This is a genomic window from Geodermatophilus sp. SYSU D00079 (assembly GCF_054050635.1).
Genome location: NZ_JBJGZS010000024.1, coordinates 24,297 through 45,592, shown reverse-complemented (window position 1 = coordinate 45,592; position 21,296 = coordinate 24,297). Strand labels below are relative to the sequence as shown.

Sequence of the window (21,296 nt, the reverse complement as noted above, 5' to 3'; positions counted from 1 at the left end):
ACCCAGCAACCCACCGCCGGACGGTGCACGATCGTGCGCACCGGTCAGCAGCATCGGAACCCATGGAGGATCAGCAGGGATGAGCGTCGACTCGGGCAGCGCCAGCATGGCGGCCCGGCTGGGCATCAAGCCGGGCATGGTCGTGCAGGAGCTCGGCTGGGACGAGGACGCCGACGAGGACCTGCGCGACTCGATCGTCGAGGTCTCCGGTGGCGAGATGGTCGACGAGGACACCGACGAGGTGGCCGACGTCGTCGTCCTGTGGTGGCGCGAGGACGACGGCGACCTGTTCGACGCCCTGACCGACGCGATCACCTCCCTCGCCGACGACGGTGTCGTCTGGCTGCTGGTGCCGAAGTCCGGCCGTCCCGGCCACGTCGAGCCCGGCGACGTCACCGAGGTGGCCCCGACCGCCGGGCTGTCGCAGACCAGCAGCATCTCCGCGGCCAAGGACTGGTCGGGCATCCGGCTGGTCACCCCCAAGACCGCGCGCAGCCGCCGCTGAGGAGGGGACCCTCGCCCCACAGCCGCGACCGGGCGTGCGGCACGATCGGCCCATGAGCCTCTCCGTCGGCGACGCCGCGCCCGAGTTCAGCCTCCCCGACCAGGACAAGCAGGTCGTCTCCCTGAGCGAGCTGCGGGGCACCCCGGTCCTGCTGGTCTTCTACCCCTTCGCCTTCTCCGGCATCTGCACCGGTGAGCTGTGCCAGCTGCGTGACGAGCTGACCACCTACACCGACGCCGGCGTCCGGGTGCTCGCGATCAGCACCGACCCCGTGTTCAGCCTCAAGGCGTTCAAGGCGCAGGAGGGCCTGGACTTCCCGCTGCTGAGCGACTTCTGGCCGCACGGTGCGGTCGCCCAGGCCTACGGGGTGTTCAACGAGAAGGCCGGCATGGCGGTCCGGGGCACCTTCCTCGTGGACGCCGAGGGGCGGATCGCCTTCGCCGAGGTCAACGCGCCCGGCGACGCCCGCGAGCAGTCCGGCTGGAAGGACGCGGTCGCCCAGCTGGCGGCCTGAGCGAGGCCCGTTCCCCCGCCCTCCGCACGCTGGGGCGGGGCCCGGGACGGGGCTCCGACCCGCACCTCGAGGGTCCGCGCGCCCGGCCGCCTAGGCTGGGCGCGCGGGGCGCGTAGCTCAGCGGGAGAGCTCTCGCCTTACAAGCGAGCGGTCGCAGGTTCGATCCCTGCCGCGCCCACCCATCCCGCTCCGTCGACCGGACGGTCTCCACCGCGCCGCGCCCGGTCGGCTCCCTGCACGCCCTCGGCCGTTGACACGGCTCGGCGGTCAGTGCTGGGCTGCCGGTGTTGTGACCCGAGTCACAACGTTCTCGGAAGCCCGCACCGACCAGCGAGCCGACTCAGCCAAGGGATGGCCATGAAGTCGATCTTCTTCCACCTGATGCCCTACCGGGACCTCCCGGCGGACTTCGAGCAGAGGTACGAGAGCATCTGGATCACCCCACCCAACACCGAGCTGTGCGACCCGAAGCAGGTCGCGCAGTACTACCAGTGGAACCTCGACGAGCTGGAGCTGGCCGACCGGCTGGGCTTCGACGGGGTCGGGGTGAACGAGCACCACCAGAACGGCTACGGCTTCATGGCCTCGCCCAACCTCATGGCCGCCTCGCTGGCCCGCCGGACGCCGAACAACAGCGCGATCATGGTGCTGGGCAACACGCTGGCCCTGTACTCCCCGGCCACGCGCGTGGCCGAGGAGTTCGCGATGCTCGACGTCCTGTCCAACGGACGCCTCGCCGCCGGCTTCCCGGTCGGCACGTCGATGGACGTGAACTTCTGCTACGGGATCCCGCCGACCCAGACGCGGCCGCGGTTCCGGGAGGCCGAGGAGCTGATCATCCAGGCCTGGACGAAGCAGGGGCCGTTCGCCTTCAACGGCCAGTACAACCAGCTGCGCTACGTCAACCCGTGGCCGCAGCCCCTGCAGAAGCCGCACCCGCCGGTGTGGCTGGCCGGCGGCGGGTCGGTCGAGACGTGGGAACTGGCCGCCAACAAGAACTACACCTACAGCTACCTGTCGTTCTTCGGCGCGAAGTTCGGCAAGAAGCTGATGGACGGCTTCTGGGCGACGATGGACCAGATGGGGGTGGACCGGAACCCCTTCCGCGCCGGCTTCGCGCAGCAGATCTGCGTCTCGGAGACCGACGAGCGCGCGGAGAAGGAGTACCTGGAGCACGTCTCGTACTTCTTCAACAAGTGCCTGCACATCCCGCCGTACTTCTTCGAGGCGCCGGGCTACCGCACCCGCAAGAGCACCGAGTTCGCCATCAAGACCAACCAGCCCGGCGCCATCGCCGCGGCGGCCGCCCTGGAGAAGAACTGGAAGACCCTCAACGAGGAGGGCTTCATCATCGCCGGCAGCCCCACCACGGTCGCCGACCGGCTCATCGAGGTCGCCAAGACCCTGCGCGTGGGCAACCTGCACGCGCTGCTGCAGATCGGCTCGATGCCGCACGAGCTGACCAAGAAGAACATCACGCTCTTCGCCGAGGAGGTCATGCCCCGCATCCGCACCGTGTGGGACGCCGAGGGGTGGACCCACGAGTGGTGGCCGTCGGGGGCCGCCGTCCGAGCCGTCACCGAGCCCGCCGGCGCGCAGGCCTGAGGAGGATCCGATGACCACCACCGCACCCGCGCAGGTCGACGAGCGCATCGTCGAGGTCGGCCCCATGCAGGCCCGCGTGCTCGTCGCCGGGACAGGTGACCCCGTCGTGTTCCTCCACGGCGCCGGCGGGCTGTTCTGGGACCCCTTCCTCGAGGCGCTGGCGGCCGGCCACACCGTCTACGCGGTCGAGCACCCGGGGGCCAACGACACCGAGGCCCTGGCGAAGCACCTGCCGGGCATCTGGGAGCTGGCCCTGTTCTACGACACCCTGCTGGACTCCCTGGGGCTCGACCAGGTCCAGCTGGTCGGCCACTCGTTCGGTGGCATGGTCGCCGCGGAACTGGCGGCCAACAGTCCGCGGCGGGTGTCCCGGCTGGTGCTGATCGCGCCGATCGGCTTCTGGCGGGAGGACAAGCCCATCCCGGACATCGCCGGCATCCCGCCGGAGGCGCTGCCCGGGCTGGTCCTCGCCGACCCGTCCAGCCCGCTGGCCGGCATGCTCACCCCGCCGGCCGACGACCCCCAGGCGCTGTTCGAGGCCGCGATGCGGATGGCCAGCATCCTGCACTTCATCTGGCCGCTGCCGGACAAGGGCCTGTACCGGCGCATCCACCGTGTCACCGCCCCCACGCTGCTGGTCTGGGGCGCGCAGGACAGGCTGGTCGACCCCGTGTACGCGGAGGAGTTCACCTCCCGCCTGCGGGACTCGCGGCTGGAGCTGGTGCAGGACGCCGGTCACCTGCCGCAGCTGGAGCAGCCGGAGGCGACCCGGGACCTCGTCCTGGGCTTCCTCGACCGCCGGGAGGGCTGACCACGGCGTCCCGCCCCTGCCGCTGCGCGCGGCGGGGGCGGGACGGCCTCAGGCCGCGGCGACCGTCCGCTGCGCGGTGCCGGGTACGTCGGGGCGGGGGAACGCCGGGCGCAGCACCAGCGGTGGGCGGAACGGCGTCCAGGTGCCCTCCGGCTGCGCCAGCCGGTCGGCGATCGCCCACAGCGCCGCCGGGTGGTGGCCGAGGCCGAGGTGGCTGGCCAGGACGGCGATGTTCTCGCACCGCTCGCCGGGGGTGTCCAGGCACGTCTCCCAGTGCACGATGCCGTCGAGGTGGGAGTAGATCGACGTCGAGGGGACCGGCAGCGGCGACCCGTCCGGCTCCAGCGGCAGCGCCCGGTGCTCCACGTGCAGGTGGCTGTACCGGTCGAACACCCGGGAGGCGTGGCTCTGGCTGTGCCGGGTCAGCCGGAACGGGCTGCCCAGGGTGACCACCTGGCGCACCGAGTCCGGCGTCCGGCGGGCGAGGTCGCGGGCGAAGATGCCGCCCAGGCTCCAGCCGACCAGGCTGACCGGCCGCCCGTAGCGGTCGCTGAGGTCGTCGACCCGGTCGCGCATGCCCTGGACGCAGCGCGCCGTCGGGCCGATGTTGCGGCCCAGCCGCCAGCCGTGGACGCGGTAGCCCAGCCGGCGCAGCACCGAGCGCAGCACCCGGGTGGAGGAGTCGTCGGTCAGCAGGCCGGGCAGCACCAGCACCGGGTGGCCGTCGCCCTGCGGCATCCGCGGCACCAGCGCCGGGCGGGCGGCCAGGTAGAGGCCCAGGTCGGCGACCGCGCGCCCCGGCTCGGTCAGGTAGAGCGGGATGGCCGGACCATCGCCCCGCAGTCGTGCCACGTCGTCCTCCTCGCCGGCCGACCGGTGTCGTCGGCCCTCCGCCCGGTACCACCCGGGGACGCCGGCGACACCCGGACGCTCCCACCGGGACTCATCGGCAGTGTGCCTGTGGCCTGTGACACAACGGGCCGGGCCGGGCGCGCCGGTCCCCGCCGGCCGTGGAACCGTACGGGCGTGGACGACGCGACCGCGCCCGGGCGCAGCCTGACCGCGGACCTGGACGGTCCGGTGCACCACGTCGACTTCGGCGGGCGCGACGACGGCCCGACCCTCGTCCTCGTGCACGGCCTGGGCGGCTCGCACCTCAACTGGGACCTGCTGGCGCCGCTGCTCACCCCGCACGGGCGGGTGCACGCCCTCGACCTGCCCGGTTTCGGCCGCAGCGAGCCCGGTGGCCGGACGACACGGGTCCGCGACAACGTCGCCGTGCTCGACCGCTTCATCCGGGACGTGACCGGCGCGCCGGTGGTGCTGGTCGGCAACTCGATGGGCGGGATGATCTCGCTGCTCGAGGCCGCCCGGGCACCCGCGCGGGTCAGCGGGCTGGTGCTGGTCGACCCCGCCGTCCCGGGCCCGCGCGGCCGGCTGGACCCCGCCGTGGCCCGGGACTTCCTCGTCTACGCCCTGCCCGGGGTGGGGGAGCGGTACCTCGCGGCGCGGCACCGTCGGCGGGGCGCGCGGGGCACGGTCACCGACATGCTCGAGCTGTGCGGGGTCGACCCGGCCACGTTGCCGCCGCGGCTCGTCGACCGCTCCGCGGCGCTGATCGAGGAGCGGCAGGACGTGGCGGGGATGGACCGCGCCTTCCTCACCGCGGCCCGGTCGCTGCTGCTGCTCCTGGCCGACCCGCGGCTGGTCCGGCGGGCGATGGCCGACGTCGACGTCCCGGTGCTCCTGGTGCACGGCGACCGCGACCGGCTCGTGCCGGTGTCCGCGGCCCGGGACGCTGCCCGCCGGCACCCCGACTGGACCTACGTCGAGCTCGCCGACGTCGGGCACGTGCCGCAGCTGCAGTGCCCCGAGCGGCTGGCCGGGCACCTGCTCGACTGGCTGCCCGCCGTCGCCTGAGTCACCGCAGGGTGGCCCGCAGCGCCTCCAGCCCGGTGAAGCGCGGCCGCCAGCCCAGCTGCTCCTTGGCGCGGGAGGTGTCCATGATCGCCGGCCGGCTGAGGGCCTCCACCCACTCGGCGACCGGCGGCAGGAACGGCAGCCGGGCCACGGCGCGGGCGGTGAGCTGGGCGGGCGCGGCCGGCACGGGGACCGGCAGCGCCCCGAGCTCGCGGACGACGTCGGCGGCGGTGAGCACGCCGTCCCCGGCGATGTTGTAGGCCCCGGGCGGGCCGGCCCCGACGACGCACAGCTGCAGCGCGCGGCCGACGTCCTCCTCGTGCACGAACTGCACCGGCAGCTCGGGGACGAGCACGGGCAGGGGCACCGGCAGCCGGCGGGGGCGGCCGAACAGCCGGCGGCCCAGCGGCGCAAGCGGGCCGGGCAGCACGTCCTTGGCGCCGGCGGCGTGCGGGCCCAGCACGACCGTCGGGCGCAGCCGGTACAGCGCCAGGCCGGGGGTGGCCGCCGCCTCGGCCTCGAGCAGGTGCTCGAGCTCGGCCTTCTCCCGGGCGTAGAACAGCCGGGCGGCCGGCCGCACCGGCCAGTCCTCGCCGATCCGCTCCGGGTTGTCCGGGTGCCACCCGTAGGCGGCGACGGAGGAGGCGTGCACGAACCGGCGGGCGCCGGCCTCGGCCGCGGCCCGGAAGACGGTCAGCGTGCCGTCGACGTTGATCGACCGCACCGTGCGCCGCGGGGCGTTGCCGGTGACGGAGAACGCCAGGTGGACGACGACGTCGGCGCCGGCCAGCGCGGCCCGCATGGTGTCGGCGTCGCGGACGTCGCCCCGGCGGTGCTCCACCTTCGTCCAGCCGTACCCGGCCGGGTCGAACGGCCGCCGGGCGATGCCGACGACCCGCCGCACCCGGTCGTCGGCCTGCAGCAGCGGCAGCAGTCCCGCCCCGAAGGTGCCGGTCGGGCCGGTGACGGCGACGGTCAGGTCGGTCTCTGCGGCGGCCACGGCGGTCGGCTACCCCACCGTGGACGGGGCCGAACCGGTCAGGGGGTGGCCGACGCGGCGCCGTCGCCGGCCGCGGCGACCAGCTCCTCCACCCCGCGGCGGATGCCCCCGGCCAGGACGTCGACGTCGGGGAACGCGTCGAAGTCGGCGTTGATGCCGAAGGTCATCGTCTGCAGGTAGGAGAAGATGCCGATCGAGACGCGCATGCCGCCGGCGATCGGCACGTAGGCGTGCGCCGAGCACATCCGCCGGCCCAGCACGTAGAGGGGGACCCGCGGCCCGGGCACGTTGGTGGTCACGGTCTGGCCGAGCACCTGACCGGTCGCCAGCGCCGCCCGCACGCCCAGGGCGAGCAGCGTGGGCGCCACGAAGTCGCCCATCGCGATGATCGACCGGGCGTCGACCGCGGCGAGGGTCCGCTTGTGGTCGTCCATCTGCCGGCGGACGGAGGTCAGCCGCGCCACCGGGTCGGCCTCGCCGACCGGCAGGTCGACGAAGACCGCGGAGATCCGGTTGTCCAGGGTGTTGCGCTCACCGGCCTGGCGCACCGACACGGGCACCATCGAGCGCACGACCAGCCCGTCGCGCAGGTCGCCGCGCCGTTCCAGCAGGTCGCGGAAGCCGCGGGTGATGCCGGCGAGGACGACGTCGTTGACGGTGCCGCCCAGCGCCGTCCGGACGCTCCTGAGCTCGGCCAGCTGCGCCTCGGTCCACGCCCAGCGCCGGTGCGGGCCGATCGGGCCGTTGAGCGACCGGGCGACGGGGCTGGTGACCCGCCGGGCGGCCGCGGGGAGGCCGGCGGCGAGCTGCCGGCTGGTCCGCACCGCCTCCTTGGAGGCCTGCGTCAGGCCGCCGGAACCGGGCAGGCGGGTGAGCTGGCGCAGGGGGTGCGTGACGGCGTCCTGCACGGCGCCGGCGACGACCGACAGACCCGAGGGGGTGCGCTGCGGCGTCCAGTCCTGGGGCTCGGGGTGGGTGGCGTCGGGGCTCAGGTCGAAGACCAGCTGCATGAGGTCGGTGCCGGCGACGCCGTCGACCATGCAGTGGTGCACCTTGGAGATCAGGGCCCAGCGGCCGTCCTCCAGGCCCTCGACGAGGTAGAGCTCCCACAGCGGCTTGGCGAGGTCCAGGCGCTGGCCCAGGACCCGGCCGGCGAGGTTGCGCAGCTGCTCGTCGCCGCCCGGGCTCGGGACCGCGGCGTGCCGGACGTGGTACAGGATCTGGAAGTGCGGGTCGTCGACCCACACCGGCCGGCCCAGCTGCAGCGGGACCTCCCGCACGCGCTGCCGGTAGCGCGGGACCAGGGGCAGCTTGGCCAGCAGCAGCCGGACGACGTCGCCGTAGGAGGGGGCCGGCCCCTCGAACACCGACACCGAGCCGACGTGCAGCGGGGTGTTCTCGCTCTCCGCGTAGTAGAAGCCGGCATCGGTCGGGCTCATGCGGTCCACGGTCGGCAGCCCACCTCTCGTCGTCCTCGCTGGGGCTGCAAGCCGACCACGAGCCGCCGGTCGCGTCCACCGGGACGGCGCCGGTCATCCCTCCCCGGGGCGAGGGCGGCCGGGGGCGGCGTCGCGGACCAGTCGGCGGGCGGCGTCCACCTCGCGGGCCACGGGCGCCAGCACCCCCTCGGCGTGGATCTCGGCGTCGTCGGGCGGGCGGTGGGCCTCGATGTCGGCCTCCAGTTCCCGGATGGCCCGGCGGAGGACGGCGACCTGGGCGAGGTCGGGCGCCGGTTCCCCCTGGCGGGTCGAGATGACGGCCTCGGTGACGGCGTCCGAGGTCCGCTCCAACTGCACGATGACCGGCCAGAACGCCGCGGCGCGGGTGCTCACCGGCGGCGGCTCGGCCAGCCGGCGCTGCAGCTGGGTCTGCAGCTCGGTGAGGGCGCGGTAGTTGCGGCGGCGGGCGCGGCGCCGCTCCACGGGACCGCCGGTGAACGCCGCGTCGACGAAGGCGTCGAGGGCCAGCGCGGCGTCGCGCAGCGCCTCGTCCAGCGGAGCCCGCCAGGTCTGCGGCCAGAGCAGGTAGCCGAAGACGAGCACGATGGCGCAGCCGATGAGGGTGTCCACCAGGCGCGCGCCGACCAGGCCCGGGTCGCTGGGCAGCGCCAGGTCGAGCAGCAGGATGATCACCGGCGTCTGGAAGACCGCGAACAGGCCGAAGTTCGCCGCCCGCGCCCAGGGCAGGACGGCGGCCGTCGCGGCCATCGCGACCAGCACCCAGGCGTCGCGGGGCAGCACCGCCAGCAGGGCCGAGCCCAGCAGCACGCCGAGCACGGTGCCCGCACCGCGCTGCACGGCCCGGCTGAACACCGACCCGTAGTCCGGCTTGAGCACGATCGCGACCGTCAGCAGCACCCAGTACGGACGCTGGACGGGCAGGTACTGCCGGGCCACCTCGGCGATCGACATGCACAGCGCCAGGCGGAGGGCGAAGTCGCGGGTGTCCCGGCTGGCGAGGGTGCGGTCGGCGAGCTCCCGCAGCCGGGTACGGAGGTCCACCTCGGGTCGGGGGGCGGCGGCACCGGCCCGCTCCTCGGGGTCACCGACGACGTTCCACACCAGCCGGACGCCGTGCCGCACCGCCCGGCGGGCCGGGAGCCCGTCCTCGAGGGCGGGGGGCCGCTCGGCCGGCAGGTCGCGGGTGCCGGTGAGCGCGGCGGCCAGCGCGTGGACGGCGGTGACGTCCTGCGGGTCGGCGGGCACGCCGGCGCGGGCGGCGGCCACCGTGCCCTCGACCAGCGGTGCGGCCGCGTTGAGCACCCCGGCCAGTTCGGAGAGCTCCCTGGTGCGGCCGGAGGAGAGGCTGCGGCTGCGGATCACCCGGTCGTAGGCGGCGTTCAGCGCCGTGGTGAGGTCCCGCCGGGCGTCGTCGGACCCCGGCGTGCCGCTGGCCGTGAGCAGCTCGCCGATGCGCGTGAAGACGGCGGCGACGGCGGTGCGGTCGGGGTCGAGCAGCTCGGTGCGGGCCTGGACCAGCGAGGTCAGCGTCGCCCACGCCGCCCCGGCGAGGAAGAAGCCGACCTCCTCGGCCGTGGACAGCTCCGTGACCAGCCCGGAGGACAGCGCGGTGTACACGAGCAGCTGCAGCCCGCCCAGGGACAGCGCGGCGTTGACGCCGCTCACCAGCGCCGCCACGACCGACAGCAGGGCGACGACGACCACCGGCTGCCACCCGCCGCCCGTGGCGTACTGGCCGGCCAGCAGGCCGACGGTGCCGAAGCCCACCGCGGCGGCGATGCGGCGCAGCCGGTCCCGCAGCGGCCCGGCCTGCGGCGCGAGGGTCGTGACGAGGGCGCCCATGGTGCCGAAGACACCGGCGCCGAGCTCCGGACCGGGCGCCACGCCACCGCCGACGACGACGGCCACGGCGAGCGGGGCGGGGATGGCGACCGCGAACCGGACGACGTCCCGCCACGGCACCGGGGGGCGCTTGGTCCGCACCAGCTCCTCGAGCCACGCCGGTGCCCGGGGGCCCCTCTCCGCCACGGTCCCCGAGCTTTCCACCCCGGTCGGTGCCGCGCGTGCGCCGCGCCATGGGCACGCTGCTGCCGGGGGAGTCGGCGGGGACCCGGCGCTCCCCTACAGTCCGGCCCGTGACCGTGACGCTGGGGGAGGTCGTCGCCGCCCTGGAGGCCCGCTACGACCCCGCGCTCGCCGAGGAGTGGGACGCCGTCGGCCTCGTCTGCGGGGACCCCGACGAGCCGGTGCGGCGCGTGCTGTTCGCCGTCGACCCGGTGTCCACGGTGGTCGACGAGGTGCTGGAGACCGGGGCCCAGCTGCTGGTCACCCACCACCCGCTGCTGCTGACCCCGGTCCACGGGGTGCCGGCCACCGACCCCAAGGGGCGCCTGGTGCACCGGCTGGTCCGCGCCGGGGCCGCGCTCTTCGTCGCCCACACCAACGCCGACCGGGCGCCCGACTCCGGCGTCAACGACGCCCTCGCCGCCGCGCTCGGCCTGCGCGACACCACCCCCCTCCAGCCGGCGGCCGGCGACCCGCGCGCCGGGCTGGGCCGCGTCGGCCGCCTGCCCGAGCCCCTGACCCTGCAGCGGTTCGCCGACCTCGTCGCCGCCGCGCTGCCGGACACCGTCGGCGGGGTCCGGGCCGCGGGCGACCCCGGCCGCCGCGTCGAGACCGTCGCCGTCTGCGGGGGCAGCGGGGGCTCCCTCCTCCCGGTCGCGGCGGCCGCCGGTGCCGACGTCCTGCTGACCAGCGACCTGCGGCACCACCCCGTCTCCGAGTCGCAGGAGGCGCCCGGCCCCGCGGTGTGCGACGTCGCGCACTTCGCCTCGGAGTGGCCGTGGCTGCCGGTGGCCGCCGACGTCCTCCGCCGCGACCTGGGCGGACAGGTGGAGGTGGCGGTCTCGCACCGGCGCACCGACCCGTGGACCTGCAGCGCCGGGGCGCGACCGCCGGCGCAGGTAGGTTGAGCGGGTGAAGGCCGACCACTTCGACCAGCAGAAGCTGCTGGCCCTCGCCGCCGAGGACGTCGCGCTGTCCCAGCTGGCCCACCGCCGGCGCACGCTGCCGGAACTGGCCGCCGTCGACAGCGCCGCCGAGGCGGAGCGCGAGTTCGCCGAGCAGGTGGTGCGCGCCGAGACCGAGGTGCGCGACCTGCAGCGCGACGTCAAGCGGCTGGAGGGCGACGTCGACACCGTCCGTCAGCGGGCGGCCAAGGACCAGAGGCTGCTGGACTCCGGCAGCGTCTCCGCCAAGCAGATGACCGACCTGCAGCACGAGCTGGACTCGCTGGCCCGCCGCCAGTCCGACCTCGAGGACCAGGAGCTCGAGCTCATGGAGCAGCTCGAGACCGCCGAGGCCACGCTGGCCCGCGCCCAGGAGGGGCAGGCGAGGGCGGTGGCCGACCGGGAGCGGGCCGAGCAGCTGCGCGACGACGCCCTCGCCGACATCGCCGACGGCACCACCCGGCACGAGGCCGCCCGCAGCGCGGCCGCGGCCACCATCCCGGCGGACCTGCTGGCGCTGTACGAGCGGATCCGCAGCCAGACCGGCGGCACCGGCGCGGCGATGCTCAAGGCCCGCCAGTGCCAGGGCTGCCGGCTGGAGCTGTTCGGCCGCGAGCTCGCCGCGGTGCGCAACGCCGACCCGCACGAGGTGGTCCGGTGCGACAACTGCGGCCGGATCCTGGTCCGCACCGCGGAGAGCGGGCTGTGAGCCGGAGGCTCGTCGTCGAGGCCGACGGCGGCAGCCGCGGCAACCCCGGCCCCGCGGGCTACGGCGCGCTGGTGCGTGACGCGCAGACCGGGAAGGTGCTCGCCGAGCGGGCGGAGTCGGTCGGCCGGGCCACCAACAACGTCGCCGAGTACGGCGGCCTGGTCGCCGGGCTGCAGGCGGTCCTGGACCTCGACCCGAGCGCCGAGGTCGAGGTCCGCATGGACTCCAAGCTCGTCGTGGAGCAGATGTCGGGTCGCTGGAAGGTCAAGCACCCGGACATGCAGAAGCTGGCCCTGCAGGCCCAGCAGATCGCCCGGCAGCTCGGCGGCGTCCGCTACACCTGGGTGCCGCGGGCACAGAACAGCGCCGCCGACGCCCTGGCCAACAGCGCGATGGACGGCCGCCCGGTGCGCCGCGACCTCGCCGCCGAGCCGGCGACGACCGAGGACGACGTCCAGCCGGTCGCCGCGCCCGCGCCCGCCGTCACCACGCTGACCCACCTGCTGCGGCACGGCCGCACCGAGCACACCCCGGAGCGCCGGTACAGCGGCCGCAACGACCTGCCGCTGTCGGCCACCGGGCGCGCCGAGGCCGAGGCCGCCGCCCACCGGGCGGCGGAGCTGGGGATCGAGGTCGTCGTCTCCTCGCCGCTGCGCCGCGCGCGGGAGACCGCGGAGGTCGTGGCCGGGGCGCTGGGGCTGCCGGTGCAGTTCGACGACGACCTCGTGGAGCTCGACTTCGGCCGGCTCGAGGGGCTCACCGCCGAGGAGGCCCGCACCCAGCACCCGCTGGCCACCCGCCGGTTCTCCGAGGACGTCACCGTCGCGGCCCCGGGCGGGGAGTCGGTGGCCGAGGTCAGCGTCCGGGTGGGCCGGGCCCGCGCCCGTATCCTGCGCGAGCACGCCGGGCGGACGGTGCTCGTCGTCAGCCACGTGACGCCGATCAAGCTGCTGCTGGCGGCCGGCCTCGACGTGCCCGACGACGTCGTCCACCGGGTGTTCCTCGAGGCGGCGTCGTTGTGCACCGTCGCGTGGAGCTCCGACGGGCGCTCCGCCGTCCGGCTGGTCAACGACACGAGCCACCTGCGCTGAGCCGGGTCCCCCCGCCGGGAAGGGGCGGTCGGGGACCGGCGTTGCAGGGGGTGCCCCGCACCACACCCGGCCGCCGGTGCGGTGGATCATGGGGCCGCACGCCCACACCCGAGGAGTTCCGTGACCGCCACCATCGCGCCCGCCACGTCCGCCGTCGTCGGTGACGAGCGCACCCTGTCGCCCGCGGAGTACGAGAGCTGGGCCGCCGAGGTGCGCCGGCTGGCCGACGAGCGCGGCGCGGTGATCCTGGCGCACAACTACCAGGTCCCCGAGATCCAGGACGTCGCCCACTTCACCGGCGACTCCCTGTACCTGTCGCGGGTCGCGGCGCAGACCGACGCCCGCGAGATCGTCTTCTGCGGCGTCCACTTCATGGCCGAGACCGCGAAGATCCTGTCGCCGGACAAGACCGTGCTGCTGCCCGACCACGCGGCCGGCTGCTCGCTGGCCGACTCGATCACCGCCGACCAGCTGCGCGAGTGGAAGGCCCAGCACCCGGGCGCCGTCGTCGTCAGCTACGTGAACACCACCGCCGCGGTGAAGGCCGAGACCGACATCTGCTGCACGTCGTCCAACGCCGCCGACGTGATCCGCTCGATCCCGGCCGACCGGGAGGTCCTCTTCTGCCCGGACCAGTTCCTCGGCGCGCACGTCAAGCGGGTCACGGGCCGGGAGAACATCTCCATCTGGGCCGGTGAGTGCCACGTGCACGCCGGCATCAGCCCCTCCGACGTGCGCGCGCAGGTGGCCGCGCACCCGGACGCCGAGATCCTCGTGCACCCCGAGTGCGGCTGCACCACCTCGGTGCTGGACCTGGTCAGCCACGGCGACCTGCCCGCCGAGCGCACGCGGGTGCTCTCCACCGGTGGCATGGTCGAGGAGGCGGCGCGGACCTCGGCGAGCCAGGTGCTGGTCGCCACCGAGGTGGGCATCCTGCACCAGCTGCGGGCGCTCAACAGCGGGACGGCGTTCATCCCGATGAACGACCGCGCCGCCTGCCGCTACATGAAGATGATCACGCCGGAGAAGCTGCTGCGGACCCTGCGCACCGGCGAGGGCGCCGTGGACGTCGACCCGGAGACCGCGGCGCGGGCCCGGCGGGCGGTCGAGGCGATGATCGCGATCGGCGAGCCGGGCCGCGGCGGCGAGTAGGGCCGTCGGCCGGCGATCAGGGCCGGACGGCGGTGGAGAGGTCGGCGACGATCGCCTTGAAGGTGCGGGTGTCCACCTCGTCGTCGACGGTGACCCGCACGATGTCGGACACCTGCTGCTGGGAGGTGGGCCGCACCGCGGCCACGCGGGCGGCGGCGACCAGGTGCAGTCGCTGCGCCCGGGCGGCGGGGCTCTCGGGGGCGGTCGGGACCGGGGGGAGTCGGTTCTCGCGCATGGCCCGACGGTAGGCAGCCGCGGCCGCCGGTCCGGGCACCGCGGGCGCGTGTCCCCTCGCCGTGGACCCGTCCGTCACACCCGTCCGGCGCGTCAGACCTGTAACGCCGCCCACAGCGCCGTGGTGGCGGCCAGCAGGGTCAGCGGGACGGTGGCCAGCCCGACGGCGCTGAACCGCGCCCCGGACGGCGCGCCCGGGCCCAGGGCCCGCCGCCACAGCAGGTTGGCCAGCGACCCGGCGTAGGTCAGGTCCGGGCCGATGTCGACGCCGCCCGGCACGGACGGCGAGCTCATGACCGCAGCAGCTCGGTCATCCGCCGGGGAGCGCCGGCCCGGTCCAGCCAGCGCTCCAGCTCGGCCGGCGGCAGCGGCGGGGAGTGCAGGTAGCCCTGGCTCTCGTCGCAGCCGAGTGCCGCCAGGTGGGTGAGGGTCGCGGGGTGCTCGACGCCCTCGGCGACCACCCGCAGGCCCAGCCGGTGGGCCAGCTCGATGGTGCTCGCGACGATGGCCTCGGTCCGGGCGTCGGTGAGCAGGTCGACGGTGAAGGAGCGGTCGAGCTTGAGTTCGGCGACGGGCAGGTCGCGCAGGTAGGACAGCGACGAGTAGCCGGTGCCGAAGTCGTCGATGCTCACGGTCACCCCGAGGTCGGCCAGCCGCCCCACGACGGCCAGGCTGCGCTCCGGGTCGCTGAGCAGCACGCTCTCAGTCACCTCGAGGACGAGCTGCTCCGGCCGCACGTCCGCCCCGTCGAGCAGGTCGGCGACCCGCTCGGGCAGGTCGGTGTCGAGAAGGTTGCTGGCCGACAGGTTGACCGAGACCCGCAGGTGCCGCCCGCCGCGGCGCCACGTCGCGGCCTGGGTGACCGCCTGACGCAGCACCTCGTCGGTGAGCGGCCGCATGAGCCCGTGCACCTCGGCCAGCGGCAGGAACTCGGCCGGCCCGAGCAGGCCCCGCACCGGGTGCGCCCAGCGCACCAGGGCCTCCACCCCGAGCGTCGCGCCGCTGGCCACGTCGAGCTGCGGCTGGTGGTGCAGCACCAGCTGACCGGTCGCGAGGGCGGTGCGCAGCTCCTCGACCAGCGCCAGGTGCGAGCTGCTCTCGCCGTGCCGGGCGGGGTCGTAGACGGCCACCCCCGCGCCGGTGCGCTTGGCGTCGTACATCGCGGTGTCGGCCTGCTGGAGGAGCAGCCCGGTCGTCCCGCCGCCGGCGCTGCTGGGCACCGGCCCCTCCCAGCAGGCGAGGCCGACGCTCGCGGCCACGTGCACCGACATGCCCCCGACCCGGAACGGTTCGCCGAGCTCGGCGAACAGCCGCCGGCCCAGCGCGGCCGCGGTGTCCTCGGGGGCGACGCCGTGCTCCACCAGCGCGACGATCGCGAACTCGTCGCCACCGAGCCGGCCGAGCAGGTCACCGGTGCGCAGGAGGGGCTCCAGCCGGGCGGCGACCAGGCGCAGCAGCTCGTCACCGGCGGAGTGGCCCAGGCCGTCGTTGACCTCCTTGAACTTGTCCAGGTCCAGCAGCGCGAAGACCAGCGGGCTGCCGGCGCGGGTGAGCTCCGCGGCGCGGCGCAGGACGGCGCGGCGGTTGGCCAGCCCGGTCAGCTCGTCGGTGAGCGCCTCCCGCCGGGTCACCGCGAGCAGCGCGAGCTCGCGGACGTTCACCAGCAGCCGGACCCCGGACCCCAGCGCCGCCAGCGCCGCGCACCAGGTCGCGGCGGCGGGCAGGTCGGTGAGACCGCCCGAGGCCAGCACCCCGATGGCGGCGACGATGACGACGAACGCGCCCACGGTCGACGCCGTCGGGTCGGTCGGCTGCGGGGCGGACCGCGCCGACCGCAGGGTCGCGGCGACGGCGAGGCACAGCAACCCGATCGACTCGACCCCGGCCGCCCACCACGGCCGGCCACCGGGGAGCAGGCCACCGGCGCCGGCCACGAGGTGGCCGCTGAAGGCGGCGGTGACCAGCCACATGCGGGGGTCCCGGGCCATCGACCCGAGGGAGGCCAGCGACAGCGCCGTCCCGACGAGGACGAACCCGACCGCGCCCTGGGCCAGCAACGGCTGCAGCCGGCTCGCGGGGACGTCCACCACCGCGGCGCCGGTGGACGCCAGCAGGACGTCGGCGACGGCCACGACGGCCAGCACGGCCGACACCCCGTTGAGGACGTCGCTCGGGTCGGCCAGCGTCGTGCTGTACCGGTTCCACCGGACCAGGGCGCCGTAGAAGAGGGGGAACGCCAGCACCGGCAGCCAGAGCCCGATCGGACCGGCCAGGCCACGCGCAGCGGGGACGCCGGCGGCCAGGACGGCGAGGCCGGCGGACGTCGAGCCCAGCACGACGACACCGAGTGCGAGCCGCATCCACACCGCGCGCTCGTGCGGCACCCGCAGCGCCCGCCAGAGGAGGATCCCGGCGACCGGCGCGTACGGGGCCAGGCCGACCAGGACGCCCAGCGGCCCCCCACGGGCGGCGGCGCCGGTCAGCGGCGCGGTCGTCTGGACGCCCACGAGGACCACGGCCAGCCCGAGCGCCCATCGGGGTGCACCGGGGAGCAGCCGGGCGCACGGGGTGGGGGGCATGTCCCCTGGATCGACCGCCGGGCACCGCCGGTGAACGCGCGCGCGGCCGGTTCCCCCTAACGAGGCAGGTCAGAGGCGGGCGAACAGGTAGGCCGAGACGGCGACGCCGAAGACGACGATGAACACCCGCAGCGGCGTCACGGGGATGCGGCGGGCGATCCGCGCGCCCACGAACCCGCCGAGCAGGCTGGCCGGCGCGGCGACGGCGACCACCAGCCAGTCCACCGGCCCCCAGATGCCGAAGACGACGAGGGTGACCGTGGCGGTGACCGCCGACAGCGCCGACTTCAGCGCGTTGGCCAGCTTGAGCCGGTGCAGGCCCACCCCGAGGACGCCGACGAGGATGACGCCGAGCGCGCCGCCGAAGTAGCCGCCGTAGACGGTGGCCAGGAACAGCGCCGCGTACAGCCACCACGGGTCCGGTCGGGGGACGCCGTCCTCGGCGCCGCGCAGCCGTCGGGTGAGCAGCGGCTGCAGGGCCAGCAGCAGGCTGGCCAGGAGGACCAGCGCGGGGACGACGACGTCGAAGGCCTCGGTCGGGGTGGTCAGCAGCAGCACGCTGCCGGCCGTGCCGCCCAGCAGCGCCACCAGCCCGAAGCGCAGCAGCCGCCCGCGCTGGCCGGCGTACTCGCGACGGAAGCCGAGCACCCCGCCGAGGTAGCCGGGCCACTGGGCGATCGAGTTGGTGACGTTCGCGGCCACGGTGCCCAGCCCGAGCGCCACCAGGGTGGGGAACAGGATCAGCGACCCGCCGCCGGCGACGGAGTTGATGACGCCGGCGATGAGGGCGACGCCCGCCGCGGTGGCCAGGTCGAGGGCGGACACGGTCGGCGAGCCTACGGTGGGCCCTCGCGGGGGCGACGGACCCACAGCGGAGCGGCCGGTCGCCCCGTCGTCGACCCGCCGACCCGCGGGAGGGCGTCGGCGCCGGCGGGCGGGCCGGCCCCGCAGGCGGACCGGGAGCGCACCCCGGCACGATGACCCGATGACCGACATCGTCCTCGTCCACGGCGCCTGGCACGGGGCCTGGTGCTGGCGACGGGTGCTCCCGCCGCTGTGGGCCGCCGGGCACCACGTCGTCCCGGTGACCCTGTCCGGGCTCGGGGAGCGGGCACACCAGCTGTCGCCGTCGATCACCCTCGCGACGCACGTCGAGGACGTGGTCGCGGCCGTGCGCGCCGAGGAGTGCCGCGACGCGGTGCTCGTGGGGCACAGCTACGGCGGGATGGTGGTCACCGGTGCCGCCGACCGGCTCGGGGAGGGGGTCGGCCGGCTGGTCTACGTCGACGGCGTCGTCCCGGCGCCGGGGGAGTCCTGGTCCACGCCCAACCCCCCGGCGGTGCGGGAGGAGCGGCGGGCCGTCATCCGGGAGACGGGGGTCATCCCGCCGCCACCGGCGTCGGCCTTCGGGCTGGCCGGTGCCGACGCCGCGTGGGTGGACCGGCGGCAGACGCCGCAGCCCGGCGGCGTCTACGACCAGCCGCTGCCCTTCGACGGCGAGCGCTGGGCGGCCCGCCCACGCACCTACGTCGACTGCAGCGTCCCGGCGCTGGCGAGCATCGAGCCGTCCCGCGAGCGGGCGCGCACGCAACCCGGCTGGGAGGTCGTGGAGCTGGCCACCGGGCACGACCCGATGGTGAGCGCGCCGCAGGAGCTGGCCGCGGTGCTGCTGGACGTCGCCGCGCGCTAGCCCCGGTGGAAGCGGCGGTGCAGGTCGTGGACCTCCTCGTCGAGTCCCTCGACCGGCCCCTCCACGGGCACGCCGGGGGCGACCTCGCCGATCGGGAGGGGGCGCACCGGTGGCGCAGCGGCACCGAGGTCGGCGAGCCAGGCGGTGAGCTGGGCCGACGAGCTGGCGTAGACGATCCGCCCGAGCCCCACCCAGGCGTGCGCGGCCGAGCACATGGGGCAGTGCTCGCCGGAGGTGTAGACCGTCGCCGCCGCCCGCTGCTCCGGCGTCAGGTGCGCGGCCGACCACCGCGCGATGGCGAACTCGGGGTGCTGCGTGGCGTCGCCGGCGGCGACGTGGTTGGCGTCCTCGAACAGTACCTGCCCGTCGGCGTCGACCAGCACCGAGCCGAAGGGCTCGTCGCCGTCGTCGAGGGCGGCGCGGGCCAGCTCCACACAGCGGCGGAGGTGGGCACGGTCTGCGTCGTCGACCACGTCGCCATGGTGGTGCACGGCGGTGAGTGGCGGGCCCCGGAGGGTCGTCCCTGGCACGGGACGGGTCGTGGTTCGCGGGGCACGACGCTGGACGGCGTGGTGGAGGCCCTCGGCGGGTGGTTCGACCCGCAGTCCGGCGACCTCGCGGTCGGCGCGCGGGTGAGCCTCGCCCGCCGCCCCCGCCCGGGAGGACACTGCCCGCCATGCCGCCCCTGCCGATGCCCGACGACTGGCAGCGCGCCCTCGTCGTGGCCGCCCACCCCGACGACATCGAGTACGGCCTGGCCGCCGCGGTCGCCGTCTGGACCGCGGCCGGCAAGGAGGTCCACTACCTGCTGGCCACCCGCGGCGAGGCCGGCATCGCCGGGCTCACCCCCGCCGAGGCGGGGCCGCTGCGCGAGGAGGAGGAACGGCGCTCGGCCGCCGTCGTCGGCGTCTCCGAGGTGGAGTTCCTCGACCACCGGGACGGCGTGCTCGAGGCCGGGCTGCCGCTGCGCCGCGACCTCGCCGCCGCCATCCGCCGGCACCGCCCCGACCTGGTGGTCACCCTGCACGGCGGCGACACCTGGACCGCACCCGGCACCACGCCCGGGGTCCTCAACTCGCCCGACCACCGGGCGCTGTCCCGGAGCGTGCTGGACGCCGTGGCCGACGCCGCCAACGAGTGGATCTTCCCGGAGCTGACCGAGCCGCGCTGGACCGGCGTCCAGTACATCGCGGTGCAGACGGCGGGGGAGGAGCCGCCGCACGTGGTCGACGTCGCCAGCGCGGTGGAGAAGGCCGTCGCCTCGCTGTGCGAGCACCGGCGGTACCTGGAGGTGCTGTCCGACGAGCCGGTCGACGAGCAGGCACGTCGACAGATCGACATGGCGACGCTCACCGAGGACGGCGAGCGGCGGGTCGGCTTCCGCCTCTACTGGGGCTGACGGCCTCGGCCGTCCCCCGCCCGGGGCTGTCTCTAGACTGGGGCCACGACGGACGAGTCGGCTGGGCGGTCGCGTCGGCGGGGGAGACCCCGTCGCCGAGGAACGTCCGGGCTCCACAGGGCAGGGTGGTCGCTAACGGCGACCCGGGGTGACCCGCGGGACAGTGCCACAGAGAACAGACCGCCAGCGGTCCGCCGCTGGTAAGGGTGAAACGGCGGTGTAAGAGACCACCGCACACCGGGTGACCGGTGTGGCTCGGTAAACCCCACCCGGAGCAAGGTCGAGAGGGACGGCGGAGACGCCGTCCTGCGCAGGCGTTCGAGGGCTGCCCGCCCGATGCCTGCGGGTGGACCGCTGGAGCCTGCCGGCAACGGCAGGCCTAGATGGATGACCGCCCATCGGGACGCCGCGAGGCGCCCGTGGACAGAACCCGGCGTACAGGCCGACTCGTCCGTCGCCCGCCGCTGACCAGCGGGTTCACCTCGCGGGGGTGCTGGTTGCCCGCAATCTGCCCACAGGCGGCCCGTCGGCGGCAGCGTCAGCCGGTGCGCCTAGGGCGCTGTCGACGGCTTCGCGGGTTCGGTCATCGCTGTCCGGCCACAGGTGGCTGTAGGTGTCCAGCGTCTCCGCCGCGCTGGCGTGCCCGAGGCGGGCCTGCACCGTCTTCACGCTCTCCCCGTATCTGATGAGGAGGGAGGCGTAGTGGTGCCGCAGGCTGTGGAACACCGTGTCCACCGGCAGCCCGGCAGCACGTACCGCAGGACGCCACACCTGGGCCGAGAAGGCGGTCCGGCGCATCGGCGTCCCGGCCGCAGTGGTGAACACGAAGCCGTCCGGCCCCGCCGGGTAGGCGGCCAGATGCGCGGCCAGCGCGTCCACCACCACCTGCGGCAGAGGGATCGTCCGCACACTCGCCTCCGTCTTCGGCGGGGCCAGGTGCGGCGGCTTCCCCGGCACGGTGATGAGCTGCCGGTCCACCGTCACCGTCCGCCGCAGCCAGTCGATGCGGTCCACGGTCAGGCCGGACACCTCGCCCTGCCGCATGCCCGTCCCGGCGGCCAGCAGGACCGCCGCACGCCAGCGGTCCTGCACCGCACCCGCCAGGGCGTGTACCGCCTCTACCGGCAGCGGAGTCACCCGCTGCTTGTGCCGCTTCGGTGGCCGGACACCCTCAGCCGGGCTGGACGCGATGAGCCGGTCACGGACCGCCGCCCGGACGATGCCGCTGACGATGCGATGCACCACCGTGGCCGTGGACGGGGCCAGCGCGTCACCCCGGCCCCTGGACCACGCCTGCACATGGCTCGGCCGGATCGCGCCCAACGCCTGGTCCCCGAGGGTGGGGTACACGTGCCGCCGCAGCATCGTCTCCACGTACGCCTGCGTGGTGGGCCGGTGGTGCTGGATCGCCCGCCAGCCCTCCGCGTACTCGCGGAAGGTCTGACGCCCGGCGCGCGGGTCCACGTGCGTGCCCGTCACCATCGCCGCCGTCTGCTGGTCCAGCCACGCCTGCGCCTCAGCGCGGGTCTTGAAGTGCCGCTCGTGCTGCTTGCCGTCCGCATCGCGGTAGCGCGGCCGGTAGGACCCGTTGGGGTGCCGGGTGATGCTGCCTGCCACCG

Annotated in this window: 21 protein-coding genes, 1 tRNA gene and 1 other RNA gene; 13 read left to right on the top strand and 10 right to left on the bottom strand. The window is 75.3% G+C overall.

Translation table 11 applies throughout. The features are described 5' to 3' along the window. Window positions 1–79 precede the first annotated feature (79 nt). From ACI79E_RS17585 to ACI79E_RS17565, 5 genes are all read left to right on the top strand, one after another. Complete coding sequence (locus ACI79E_RS17585; RefSeq protein ID WP_097204297.1) at window positions 80–505, top strand: DUF3052 domain-containing protein; 426 nt, start codon at window positions 80–82, stop codon at window positions 503–505. A 52-nt stretch (window positions 506–557) separates the two neighbouring features. Further along, on the top strand, window positions 558–1,019 hold the full coding sequence (locus tag ACI79E_RS17580) for a peroxiredoxin (RefSeq protein ID WP_456933854.1): 462 nt from the start codon (window positions 558–560) through the stop codon (window positions 1,017–1,019). Between the two features lie 106 nt (window positions 1,020–1,125). Further along, window positions 1,126–1,197 (top strand) — tRNA-Val (locus ACI79E_RS17575). 179 nt (window positions 1,198–1,376) lie between these two features. After that, on the top strand, window positions 1,377–2,624 hold the full coding sequence (locus ACI79E_RS17570; RefSeq protein WP_456933853.1) for an LLM class flavin-dependent oxidoreductase: 1,248 nt from the start codon (window positions 1,377–1,379) through the stop codon (window positions 2,622–2,624). Window positions 2,625–2,634: 10 nt separating this feature from the next. Continuing rightward, the gene (locus tag ACI79E_RS17565; protein ID WP_456933852.1) at window positions 2,635–3,435 is read left to right on the top strand and encodes an alpha/beta fold hydrolase; all 801 of its coding nucleotides are present in this window, start codon (window positions 2,635–2,637) and stop codon (window positions 3,433–3,435) included. 48 nt (window positions 3,436–3,483) lie between these two features. On the opposite strand, the gene ACI79E_RS17560 is transcribed toward ACI79E_RS17565, so the two are convergent. Then, window positions 3,484–4,287 (bottom strand): esterase/lipase family protein, encoded by an 804-nt coding sequence (locus ACI79E_RS17560; RefSeq protein ID WP_456933851.1) that lies wholly within the window; start codon window positions 4,285–4,287, stop codon window positions 3,484–3,486. Between the two features lie 174 nt (window positions 4,288–4,461). Between ACI79E_RS17560 and ACI79E_RS17555 the strand changes: the two genes are divergently transcribed. Beyond that, on the top strand, window positions 4,462–5,355 hold the full coding sequence (locus ACI79E_RS17555) for an alpha/beta fold hydrolase (RefSeq protein ID WP_456933850.1): 894 nt from the start codon (window positions 4,462–4,464) through the stop codon (window positions 5,353–5,355). A 1-nt stretch (window position 5,356) separates the two neighbouring features. Here ACI79E_RS17555 and ACI79E_RS17550 read toward each other — a convergent pair whose 3' ends face one another. From ACI79E_RS17550 to ACI79E_RS17540, 3 genes are all read right to left on the bottom strand, one after another. Beyond that, the gene (locus tag ACI79E_RS17550) at window positions 5,357–6,355 is read right to left on the bottom strand and encodes an NAD-dependent epimerase/dehydratase family protein (protein ID WP_456933849.1); all 999 of its coding nucleotides are present in this window, start codon (window positions 6,353–6,355) and stop codon (window positions 5,357–5,359) included. Window positions 6,356–6,393: 38 nt separating this feature from the next. Next, window positions 6,394–7,794 (bottom strand): WS/DGAT/MGAT family O-acyltransferase, encoded by a 1,401-nt coding sequence (locus ACI79E_RS17545; protein ID WP_456933848.1) that lies wholly within the window; start codon window positions 7,792–7,794, stop codon window positions 6,394–6,396. A gap of 93 nt (window positions 7,795–7,887) precedes the next feature. Next, on the bottom strand, window positions 7,888–9,798 hold the full coding sequence (locus ACI79E_RS17540) for an FUSC family protein (protein ID WP_456933847.1): 1,911 nt from the start codon (window positions 9,796–9,798) through the stop codon (window positions 7,888–7,890). Window positions 9,799–9,950: 152 nt separating this feature from the next. On the opposite strand from ACI79E_RS17540, the gene ACI79E_RS17535 reads away from it, so the two are divergent. The 4 genes from ACI79E_RS17535 to nadA all read left to right on the top strand — a co-directional run bounded on the left by ACI79E_RS17535 (window position 9,951) and on the right by nadA (window position 13,775). Continuing rightward, window positions 9,951–10,787: a Nif3-like dinuclear metal center hexameric protein gene (locus tag ACI79E_RS17535; RefSeq protein WP_456933846.1), complete on the top strand. Its 837-nt coding sequence runs from the start codon at window positions 9,951–9,953 to the stop codon at window positions 10,785–10,787. Between the two features lie 4 nt (window positions 10,788–10,791). Further along, entirely contained in the window at window positions 10,792–11,532 is a 741-nt protein-coding gene (locus ACI79E_RS17530) for a zinc ribbon domain-containing protein (protein WP_456933845.1), read from the top strand. Next, on the top strand, window positions 11,529–12,623 hold the full coding sequence (locus ACI79E_RS17525) for a bifunctional RNase H/acid phosphatase (RefSeq protein WP_456933844.1): 1,095 nt from the start codon (window positions 11,529–11,531) through the stop codon (window positions 12,621–12,623). The genes ACI79E_RS17530 and ACI79E_RS17525 overlap by 4 nt, the downstream gene beginning before the upstream one ends. Before the next feature lie 120 nt (window positions 12,624–12,743). After that, window positions 12,744–13,775 carry a quinolinate synthase NadA gene (gene nadA, locus ACI79E_RS17520; RefSeq protein ID WP_456933843.1) on the top strand — a complete coding sequence of 344 codons (1,032 nt, stop codon included), beginning with the start codon at window positions 12,744–12,746 and terminating at the stop codon, window positions 13,773–13,775. Between the two features lie 16 nt (window positions 13,776–13,791). Here the strand turns inward: nadA and ACI79E_RS17515 are convergent, their stop codons facing one another. The 4 genes from ACI79E_RS17515 to ACI79E_RS17500 all read right to left on the bottom strand — a co-directional run bounded on the left by ACI79E_RS17515 (window position 13,792) and on the right by ACI79E_RS17500 (window position 17,413). Continuing rightward, on the bottom strand, window positions 13,792–14,010 hold the full coding sequence (locus ACI79E_RS17515; RefSeq protein ID WP_456933842.1) for a hypothetical protein: 219 nt from the start codon (window positions 14,008–14,010) through the stop codon (window positions 13,792–13,794). Window positions 14,011–14,102: 92 nt separating this feature from the next. Next, window positions 14,103–14,303: a hypothetical protein gene (locus tag ACI79E_RS17510; protein ID WP_456933841.1), complete on the bottom strand. Its 201-nt coding sequence runs from the start codon at window positions 14,301–14,303 to the stop codon at window positions 14,103–14,105. Further along, complete coding sequence (locus ACI79E_RS17505; protein WP_456933840.1) at window positions 14,300–16,588, bottom strand: putative bifunctional diguanylate cyclase/phosphodiesterase; 2,289 nt, start codon at window positions 16,586–16,588, stop codon at window positions 14,300–14,302. The genes ACI79E_RS17510 and ACI79E_RS17505 overlap by 4 nt, the downstream gene beginning before the upstream one ends. Before the next feature lie 69 nt (window positions 16,589–16,657). Further along, window positions 16,658–17,413: a sulfite exporter TauE/SafE family protein gene (locus tag ACI79E_RS17500; RefSeq protein WP_456933839.1), complete on the bottom strand. Its 756-nt coding sequence runs from the start codon at window positions 17,411–17,413 to the stop codon at window positions 16,658–16,660. 160 nt (window positions 17,414–17,573) lie between these two features. Here ACI79E_RS17500 and ACI79E_RS17495 point away from each other — a divergent pair, with 160 nt between their 5' ends. Then, the gene (locus ACI79E_RS17495) at window positions 17,574–18,278 is read left to right on the top strand and encodes an alpha/beta fold hydrolase (RefSeq protein ID WP_456933838.1); all 705 of its coding nucleotides are present in this window, start codon (window positions 17,574–17,576) and stop codon (window positions 18,276–18,278) included. Here ACI79E_RS17495 and ACI79E_RS17490 read toward each other — a convergent pair. After that, a complete protein-coding gene (locus ACI79E_RS17490) occupies window positions 18,275–18,751 on the bottom strand; it encodes a nucleoside deaminase (protein WP_456933837.1) in 477 nt (158 codons plus the stop codon). The genes ACI79E_RS17495 and ACI79E_RS17490 overlap by 4 nt on opposite strands. Before the next feature lie 203 nt (window positions 18,752–18,954). Between ACI79E_RS17490 and ACI79E_RS17485 the strand changes: the two genes are divergently transcribed. Then, window positions 18,955–19,677 (top strand): PIG-L deacetylase family protein, encoded by a 723-nt coding sequence (locus ACI79E_RS17485; protein WP_456933836.1) that lies wholly within the window; start codon window positions 18,955–18,957, stop codon window positions 19,675–19,677. Window positions 19,678–19,730: 53 nt separating this feature from the next. After that, window positions 19,731–20,131: RNase P RNA component class A (rnpB, locus tag ACI79E_RS17480), an RNA gene on the top strand. A 23-nt stretch (window positions 20,132–20,154) separates the two neighbouring features. Here the strand turns inward: rnpB and ACI79E_RS17475 are convergent. Continuing rightward, entirely contained in the window at window positions 20,155–21,294 is a 1,140-nt protein-coding gene (locus tag ACI79E_RS17475; RefSeq protein WP_456933835.1) for a tyrosine-type recombinase/integrase, read from the bottom strand. Between the last annotated feature and the right edge of the window lie 2 nt (window positions 21,295–21,296).

Coding starts and splice junctions, on each gene's coding strand:
- ACI79E_RS17585 (WP_097204297.1), top strand. CDS start 80: ATGAGCGTCGACTCGGGCAGCGCCAGCATGGCGGCCCGGCTGGGCATC.
- ACI79E_RS17580 (WP_456933854.1), top strand. CDS start 558: ATGAGCCTCTCCGTCGGCGACGCCGCGCCCGAGTTCAGCCTCCCCGAC.
- ACI79E_RS17570 (WP_456933853.1), top strand. CDS start 1,377: ATGAAGTCGATCTTCTTCCACCTGATGCCCTACCGGGACCTCCCGGCG.
- ACI79E_RS17565 (WP_456933852.1), top strand. CDS start 2,635: ATGACCACCACCGCACCCGCGCAGGTCGACGAGCGCATCGTCGAGGTC.
- ACI79E_RS17545 (WP_456933848.1), bottom strand. CDS start 7,794: ATGAGCCCGACCGATGCCGGCTTCTACTACGCGGAGAGCGAGAACACC.
- ACI79E_RS17515 (WP_456933842.1), bottom strand. CDS start 14,010: ATGCGCGAGAACCGACTCCCCCCGGTCCCGACCGCCCCCGAGAGCCCC.
- ACI79E_RS17510 (WP_456933841.1), bottom strand. CDS start 14,303: ATGAGCTCGCCGTCCGTGCCGGGCGGCGTCGACATCGGCCCGGACCTG.
- ACI79E_RS17505 (WP_456933840.1), bottom strand. CDS start 16,588: ATGCCCCCCACCCCGTGCGCCCGGCTGCTCCCCGGTGCACCCCGATGG.
- ACI79E_RS17495 (WP_456933838.1), top strand. CDS start 17,574: ATGACCGACATCGTCCTCGTCCACGGCGCCTGGCACGGGGCCTGGTGC.
- ACI79E_RS17485 (WP_456933836.1), top strand. CDS start 18,955: ATGCCGCCCCTGCCGATGCCCGACGACTGGCAGCGCGCCCTCGTCGTG.